The organism is Paenibacillus sp. N3.4 (assembly GCF_008017805.1).
Lineage (GTDB): Bacteria > Bacillota > Bacilli > Paenibacillales > NBRC-103111 > Paenibacillus_E.
Genome location: NZ_VRTT01000152.1, coordinates 1 through 6,610, shown reverse-complemented (window position 1 = coordinate 6,610; position 6,610 = coordinate 1). Strand labels below are relative to the sequence as shown.

Genomic DNA, 6,610 nt, shown 5'->3' with positions numbered 1-6,610 from the left:
GAAGAAAACGGGATAATAAATTCTGGCATTCCTTCCGCATAAGCGGTGTATTCATATTGGTTAAAATAGACAACGATGCCCTCATGCTTTAGAAAATAGAGTTATCTACTTTTGGGACAGCCCCCTTTATTCCTTACCTATTTGACACTCATTATCTGATCTTGATGAATAAAACTTACTTTAAAGAAGAAAACGGGATAATAAATTCTGGCATTCCTTCCGCATAAGCGGTGTATTCATATTGGTTAAAATAGACAACGATGCCCTCATGCTTTAGAAAATAGTCGCGATCTGCTTCAATGGTTTCAAATGGCGCTAATAAAAATAAGCCTGTATCGCTGATTTGCTTTTTGATTATGGTGTTTATCTGAGAGACATAGTTGGCTTGATTGCGTGCAGCCTCTTTCAATGTCACTTGTTCACCTGTTAATAAATCAAATGTATAACCTCTGCGTGATGTCGTGCCATGCGCTCCACCCGTATATAAATAATAGTCGGAATAAAGACTAAGCTTATTCTGCTCATTATAGGTGACCTCATAACTGCTCTCCAAGGTTGAGGGTGGAATTATGATCGTTGGATTGTCGGCTTTAATCTTCGCATTCTCTTCATCCGCTTTCTTCACGGCAGACAGACCAGCAGATATACGAGCTTGGTTTTCACTGACCAAAAAATCATTGATTTTTTGCTGCACCGCCTTATCGGCTAAACCTGCTATTTGAGGATATTGGATGTCCGACGATTGATTGCTGCCTTCTTTGGCTACTTTAACCGTTTGAATGGTCAGATTGTTTTCTTTAATGGCATCAATGGTAATTTTCTGTGTTGCAGCGTCGTATGAAACCCCGTAGCCCATTTGTTCGGCTATCAAACGTAATGGCACGAATAAAGAACCCTCATGCAGCATTGTACTGCTGCCATATATGCGGTTATCATTGACGATATATTGACCACTATCGATCGACATCTTCAACGTTCGATTGTGCCCCGAAATCGTAGCTGTCCGCTCCTCTTCGTTCCATACTAATGTGAATCCTAACTTTTCAATGAGCATCCGCAGTCCTATATAAGTTGAACCACTTACGTTGGCAGATTGAATTTCGGAAGAATGACCATCGATCACGATCGGTTGTGAAACAACCCGCAGGGATGACCCCAAGTTCGATTCAGCGGCTAGTGCTTGTCCACCTGTTGACCCTGTAACTGCGAAGTTCGTCCAAAGCAACATACCGCATGTACTTATCAAAATCATCGCATAGCGCTTGCTGCGCCCCCATGTTAACATCCTCTTTGCTGGAAATTTCGGATTCATGGACGTGGATGTGGTTTGCATAAAGTCATCAACCTTTCTTTATGAATTACATTCTTAAAAACATCCTTAGGAAACTTCGCTCTATCGTGTTATTATATAGCACGATACTCTAATGTTAACATAGTAAGGAAGGTTAAGGTTAATTATGAATCCATCTAATCAGCTACGAACATTTAATTTCCTGTATTTTGCCCTCTTAGCCATGTTTATCTCTTTTTTGCCTGTCTACTTGGATGCCCAGGGACTCCAGGCCACTAAGATTGGGCTAATCATAGGAACCGGAGGTATTATAACCATTTTTTCCCAACCCCTGTGGGGAATGATTAGCGATCGAACAAGAACAATTAAGAAAGTGATGTTATTTCTCTTGGCGTGTTCTACCCTCATAGGGTATTTTCTATATGCGTCAAATAATTTTGTTATTTTGCTTATCTTCACCATGCTCATGTATTTTTTCCTCATGCCGCTTGATCCACTTACAGAAAGCCTTAATTTCCAAACAGCTGAGGCAAATGGCGTCAGTTATGGATCCATTCGCACGTTCGGAGCAGTTGGCTATGCGATCATGTCTTTGGCTGTAGGCTATGCGATACAATATTTAGGAATTACTAGCTTAGCTTATTTGTTTGCAGGAATAGGCCTTATCAGTCTACTAATCTGCTTTTCACTTCCAGATGCTCCTGTTAGCGGCAAGCCGCTGACGCTCAAAAGCTTACGTCATTTCCTAGGAAATAAGGAAACCATTTGGTTCCTCGTTCTCATCTTTATTATTGCTGTTCCACAGCGGATCAATGATACCTTTCTAGGTGTCTATATCCGTAAATTAGGAGGCAGCGCCGACCTGGTCGGACAAGCTTGGTTTATCGCGGCAGGCAGTGAGATTCTTGTATTTGCTTTGAGCTTTTGGTGGCTCCGCAAAGGCAAAGAGCTGTTCATCATTTCGTTTGCCAGCGTGTTCTATGCCCTTCGTTTCTTCCTATCTGCATGGATTACCGATCCGCATTGGATGGTTTATTTGCAAGTGCTGCAAACCTTCACATTTCCCATCTTCTACTCAGCGGCAATCCAATACCTATACCGCATTGTGCCTGAAGAATGGCGGGCAACAGGGCAAACTGTGCTTGCCCTGCTGTTCTTCGGCGTATCTGGCATTGTAGCCTCCTACTTAGGCGGATGGTTCTATGAGAGCTTCGGTGGACAGCAGCTTTATTTTTGGATATCGGTAATGTCCTTTGTCGGGCTCTTGTTTAGTATCATTCTGCACGCAATTTATGGAAGAAAAACCCAAGAATAAATTAAATACCCTGCAGTAGGGAACAAAATAGCCGTGAATCCTTGCCAAGGAATCACGGCCTTTACGCATTATTTCATAAGAGAAATAAGTTCTTTATTGGATGCATCATCCAAAGCTGGATTAGCGTTTGACTGAATCGCCAGTCGATTAGAGAGCGCTTGATTAATCGGCTCTAGCTTGCCGATGAAGTCTTTAACACCGTCAATAATGCGTCTATTGGATTGTTCGGAAATATCCAGTGCGGCATACGTATCGCTTAATGCCTGATTAATTGCTTCAATGCTCATGGATGGCTTTTCCAGCAATTGAGCGGATTTCTCCGTCGTTTCTTTCAATAAGGCCGCATTTCTTAAAAACTGATCTTCAATCAAGGAATCTGTCGCTTCGACGGCTTTAATCACGTTGCCTTGATCGTTCAGAGCGAGTGCAATCATCGCCGACACCGTAATTAAACTCGTTGTCTTATTAATGGATGAGGCGACCGCATCCATCAGCTTATCATTATTATCTACAATAATGTCAGTCGCTGCGATGGCTTGGTTCAACAGTAGAATCATTTCATGATTGTCTTTGACACGACCGACAACCTTGCGGATCCCTTTTTCGAAAAATTGTTTTTTGGATTCATTCTCTGGCTTAGCGAGCTCCTGCTCTAACATATTTTGCAGCAGCGTTCCTCGCTGAATGCCAAATTGAAGTGCATAAATATGTTGAATCGCATCTTTTTTCAAATTCCGCATCGTGGCTGTATTTTCTTCTAAGGTTTCTCGGCCTGCACGGAGCGATTTGACGATTTCATTCACATTTGTTTTCACGGATTGGTACTTATGAACATAACCACTTAACGGGTTTTTTTTGATCAGTCTGCCAAAGAAACCTGTATTTCTGCTATTGTTCAGCGCATCTACTTCGCCTCTGAGCTTCAAGAGGCTAATGGAAACTTCTTTGCCCTTGCCAACAATTAAATCGTTGACTGGACGTTCCAGCATTTTCAGCGATTGTCCGGCATTTTGCTCAGCTACAAGGTTGATTTTCCCAAGCTGCTCAAGTGTATCGTCGAACTGAAAGGGGTCAGTCGTTCTGACCTTTAATGCGATCTGGTTCGCCTCTTGCTCAGCCTTTTGCTGATCTTCAGGCTTTAATTGGATAGACATTTTACTCATATCGTTACCTCCCTTAAAAAATATATGCATAAACCGCGCTAGTTTTAGAAACTCTTGGTGCTGTAGCGGCTCCGGATGACATCTCCTTTAGTACGAAGATCAAGCAGGTCTTGCTGTTGGATCGCAGAGAAAATGGAATCCAATTTAGAATGAATATCTTTCAGACCGTCTAGCAAAATCCGGCGGTTTTGAACTTTTAATTCTCCGGACAGACGTAGAAATGGATTCACAAGAGCATTGAGATCCTTGGTTACCAAACGAGTAATCGTGTAATCCATTTCGCCATCCTGAAAAGGTTCAATTTCGGCAACGGCTTTCCTAATTTTCGCAGTTAACTCCAACGATTTCCTAACAATTTCCTGATCTAAATTGTTGTTGCGACCTTCCTCTGTTACCATCGTTTCGATGGCGCTAAGATAATTCATAACTTCCTCGAATCGATTGTTAGCTGGTACCACTTCATTTAAGGGTATCGCATCTGCTTGCTGAGAAGACGTATTGTCAGCAGGAAGCTTGTCCAAAAGTCTAGAATCAGTCAAGCCGGATTTCTTATTTAGCAGGTAGGTCACAGAAAAGCCGGCAAGACCTACGATAGGAATGAAAAAGCTGAGAAATGGATGGATAAATAACGTAATCAGAGATCCTAGAGTAAATCCTGCAAAAAGCAAAATAAGCGGCTTATTCCACTTCATGTTGTACACCACCTTTCCATTCATAACATTTGTATACAATCCTAATTATGAATGAGATACTCCTATCGTATCGAATTACTCCGTATCGTGTCAAAATATAAATTATAAATGTACCTATAGAGACTTATTTTACTTGTTTGGGATGTATTTGCAGCCAATGGATGATGTCATCCAATGAATGAACGGGTACGATCGTCAGATTAGGAGCGCCTCTTCTCGCTTCAGCCTCATTCTCAACAGGGACAAAGAATACATCAGCATCTGTCCTGCTGACGGTATATGCCTTCTGCTCAACGCCTCCAACAGCGCCTACGGAAGCATCAGGCTCAATCGTTCCGGTTCCAGCCACATGGTTTCCGTTCCCGACACCACCCGGAGTCAATTGATCAATTAATGTAAGTGCAAGCATCGCTCCGTGTGAAGGGCCTCCTTCATGAAGTAAATTCGTATGATAGTTAATGATGCCAGGTATGTCATATTGCAAGTCATTACTCACTTGAATGCCAAAAGCAGCGCGGTTAGGATCATCAGGGTTTGCCTGAGTACCCGTAGTCAGCCTTATTGGTTTCCCTTCGCGCCGTACCGTGACACTAACTTGATCGCCCGGCTTAATCAACTGCATCTGCTTGGAAAGCTCGGATACCATCGTTATCTGCTGACCGTTGACGGCCTCCAGCACATCACCTAGCTTCAGTATACCTGCAGCAGGACTGTTGTTGGCGATGGCAGTGATAAGGACTCCGTGTGAGGTAATTCCTTTCCCTAATCCAACTTTCTGAAAAGCAACGGCACTTCCTGCCGCATTTGCATCCTCTTTCATCGTACGAACGAGCTGATTATAATCGCCCAAGGACATTCCCAAATTATCGAGTTCAAAAGAGTAATGAGGAAACAGCTTGGCATAGAGCCAATCAACCGGAAAAGCAGGCCGTTCGAATATGAGCACGCCTGTCAATTCTCCGTGTACAGTACCTCCGCTTGCTTGGGCGTAACGATTCATATTCAAGGTTAGACCTGGATAAGTCACCAAATAAGATGTAGGCCAAAAAAACAAAACGCCCAAAATAATCGTCATCAAAGACACAGAAAAATTTCGTACTGGAAACTTCCGTCGCTTACGCTCATTCGCAAACAAATCAACGAAAACGAATAACCAAGTGATCCCCAAAGATCCTAACGATAATTGTAAATTTTTAGGTTCAATGACAATAAAGTATGCGGCCAGTATGCCGAAGATACCTATACATGCGCTTCGAATTCGAATCCAGCGCTTATTACCGGCTTTAAGTGTCATTCCTCGCTCCGCGGCAAGCCAACTTCCCGCAGCAGCCACTGCCCACATCAATGGAATAAGCGCGATTGCGTAGATGGCCGAGTCCAACATATCGATCCAAAAATAGCTTGCCCCTAGCCGGATGGGATCAGGCAGCCAAATTAGCTCTCCTAGGACGGATAACAGCAAGAGCAAAACCATACCCGAATAGTACATTCTTTCAACAACTCTTACCTTCATTTATATCCGCCTCTTTCGTTCTTTCCCTAAATTCCATACTCCTTCAGCATATCTGGTTTATGACAAGCGGACAACCGGGAATTCGCAGGCAATATGGTTACTTCTAGTCCAATCAGGGCAATTTATCATTGCTGCATGCTATTATCATTACCAAAAGGACTGAAATGAACTAGTAAAAGTCAATGAGCGCTGCGTTGAAACATTAACGAATAAGCAAACAACCGTTGTACAATAATAAATAACAAAAAAAGCCCCGGTTTCCCGGGGCTTTCACTTTATAAGTCAATTATTATTTCCCTGAAATCCGATATCTTCTACATCCATGGGATTTCTTCGATCTATTTGTAACAACCTGGATTGAATTGCTCGAGATGGCTGAACCTTCCCAACCGATTTGGAAGTCAAAGAGGAAGCTGCTGCAAGTTTGGCACTCAGTTCATCAAACCAAATCTTATCATGAGTCATGAGAGCAAGTTCGATCAAATCACTTAAATCTTCACTGGCAAGCGGCGCAGATTCCGGCAATTTCTTAACTCTGGTCGATTGATTCAAGCAAGGCTTTAGTGATCAGCCAAATTATTGACAAGGTTGCTCTTAATGCAGCGATCAACAGTGCAATGAAGCTTACGGCAGACA

The 6,610-nt window shown here is 42.7% G+C and carries 6 protein-coding genes and 1 pseudogene; 1 reads left to right on the top strand and 6 read right to left on the bottom strand.

Annotated elements, in window-relative coordinates:
- A pseudogene (locus tag FU659_RS39265) lies at window positions 1-83 on the bottom strand (RsiV family protein); the annotation flags it as partial.
- A gap of 92 nt (window positions 84-175) precedes the next feature.
- Complete coding sequence (locus tag FU659_RS34225) at window positions 176-1,312, bottom strand: stalk domain-containing protein (RefSeq protein ID WP_222708714.1); 1,137 nt, start codon at window positions 1,310-1,312, stop codon at window positions 176-178.
- Window positions 1,313-1,457: 145 nt separating this feature from the next.
- On the opposite strand from FU659_RS34225, the gene FU659_RS34220 reads away from it, so the two are divergent.
- A complete protein-coding gene (locus tag FU659_RS34220) occupies window positions 1,458-2,606 on the top strand; it encodes an MFS transporter (protein WP_147951626.1) in 1,149 nt (382 codons plus the stop codon).
- A 68-nt stretch (window positions 2,607-2,674) separates the two neighbouring features.
- On the opposite strand, the gene FU659_RS34215 is transcribed toward FU659_RS34220, so the two are convergent.
- From FU659_RS34215 to FU659_RS34200, 4 genes are all read right to left on the bottom strand, one after another.
- Complete coding sequence (locus FU659_RS34215) at window positions 2,675-3,769, bottom strand: toxic anion resistance protein (protein WP_147951625.1); 1,095 nt, start codon at window positions 3,767-3,769, stop codon at window positions 2,675-2,677.
- A 44-nt stretch (window positions 3,770-3,813) separates the two neighbouring features.
- Window positions 3,814-4,461, bottom strand: coding sequence for a hypothetical protein (locus tag FU659_RS34210; RefSeq protein ID WP_147951624.1), 648 nt, complete (start codon window positions 4,459-4,461; stop codon window positions 3,814-3,816).
- 124 nt (window positions 4,462-4,585) lie between these two features.
- On the bottom strand, window positions 4,586-5,974 hold the full coding sequence (locus FU659_RS34205; RefSeq protein ID WP_147951623.1) for a PDZ domain-containing protein: 1,389 nt from the start codon (window positions 5,972-5,974) through the stop codon (window positions 4,586-4,588).
- Between the two features lie 282 nt (window positions 5,975-6,256).
- On the bottom strand, window positions 6,257-6,526 hold the full coding sequence (locus FU659_RS34200) for a hypothetical protein (RefSeq protein ID WP_187274603.1): 270 nt from the start codon (window positions 6,524-6,526) through the stop codon (window positions 6,257-6,259).
- Window positions 6,527-6,610 lie beyond the last annotated feature (84 nt).

Coding starts and splice junctions, on each gene's coding strand:
- FU659_RS34215 (WP_147951625.1), bottom strand. CDS start 3,769: ATGAGTAAAATGTCTATCCAATTAAAGCCTGAAGATCAGCAAAAGGCT.
- FU659_RS34210 (WP_147951624.1), bottom strand. CDS start 4,461: ATGAAGTGGAATAAGCCGCTTATTTTGCTTTTTGCAGGATTTACTCTA.
- FU659_RS34225 (WP_222708714.1), bottom strand. CDS start 1,312: ATGAATCCGAAATTTCCAGCAAAGAGGATGTTAACATGGGGGCGCAGC.
- FU659_RS34205 (WP_147951623.1), bottom strand. CDS start 5,974: ATGAAGGTAAGAGTTGTTGAAAGAATGTACTATTCGGGTATGGTTTTG.
- FU659_RS34220 (WP_147951626.1), top strand. CDS start 1,458: ATGAATCCATCTAATCAGCTACGAACATTTAATTTCCTGTATTTTGCC.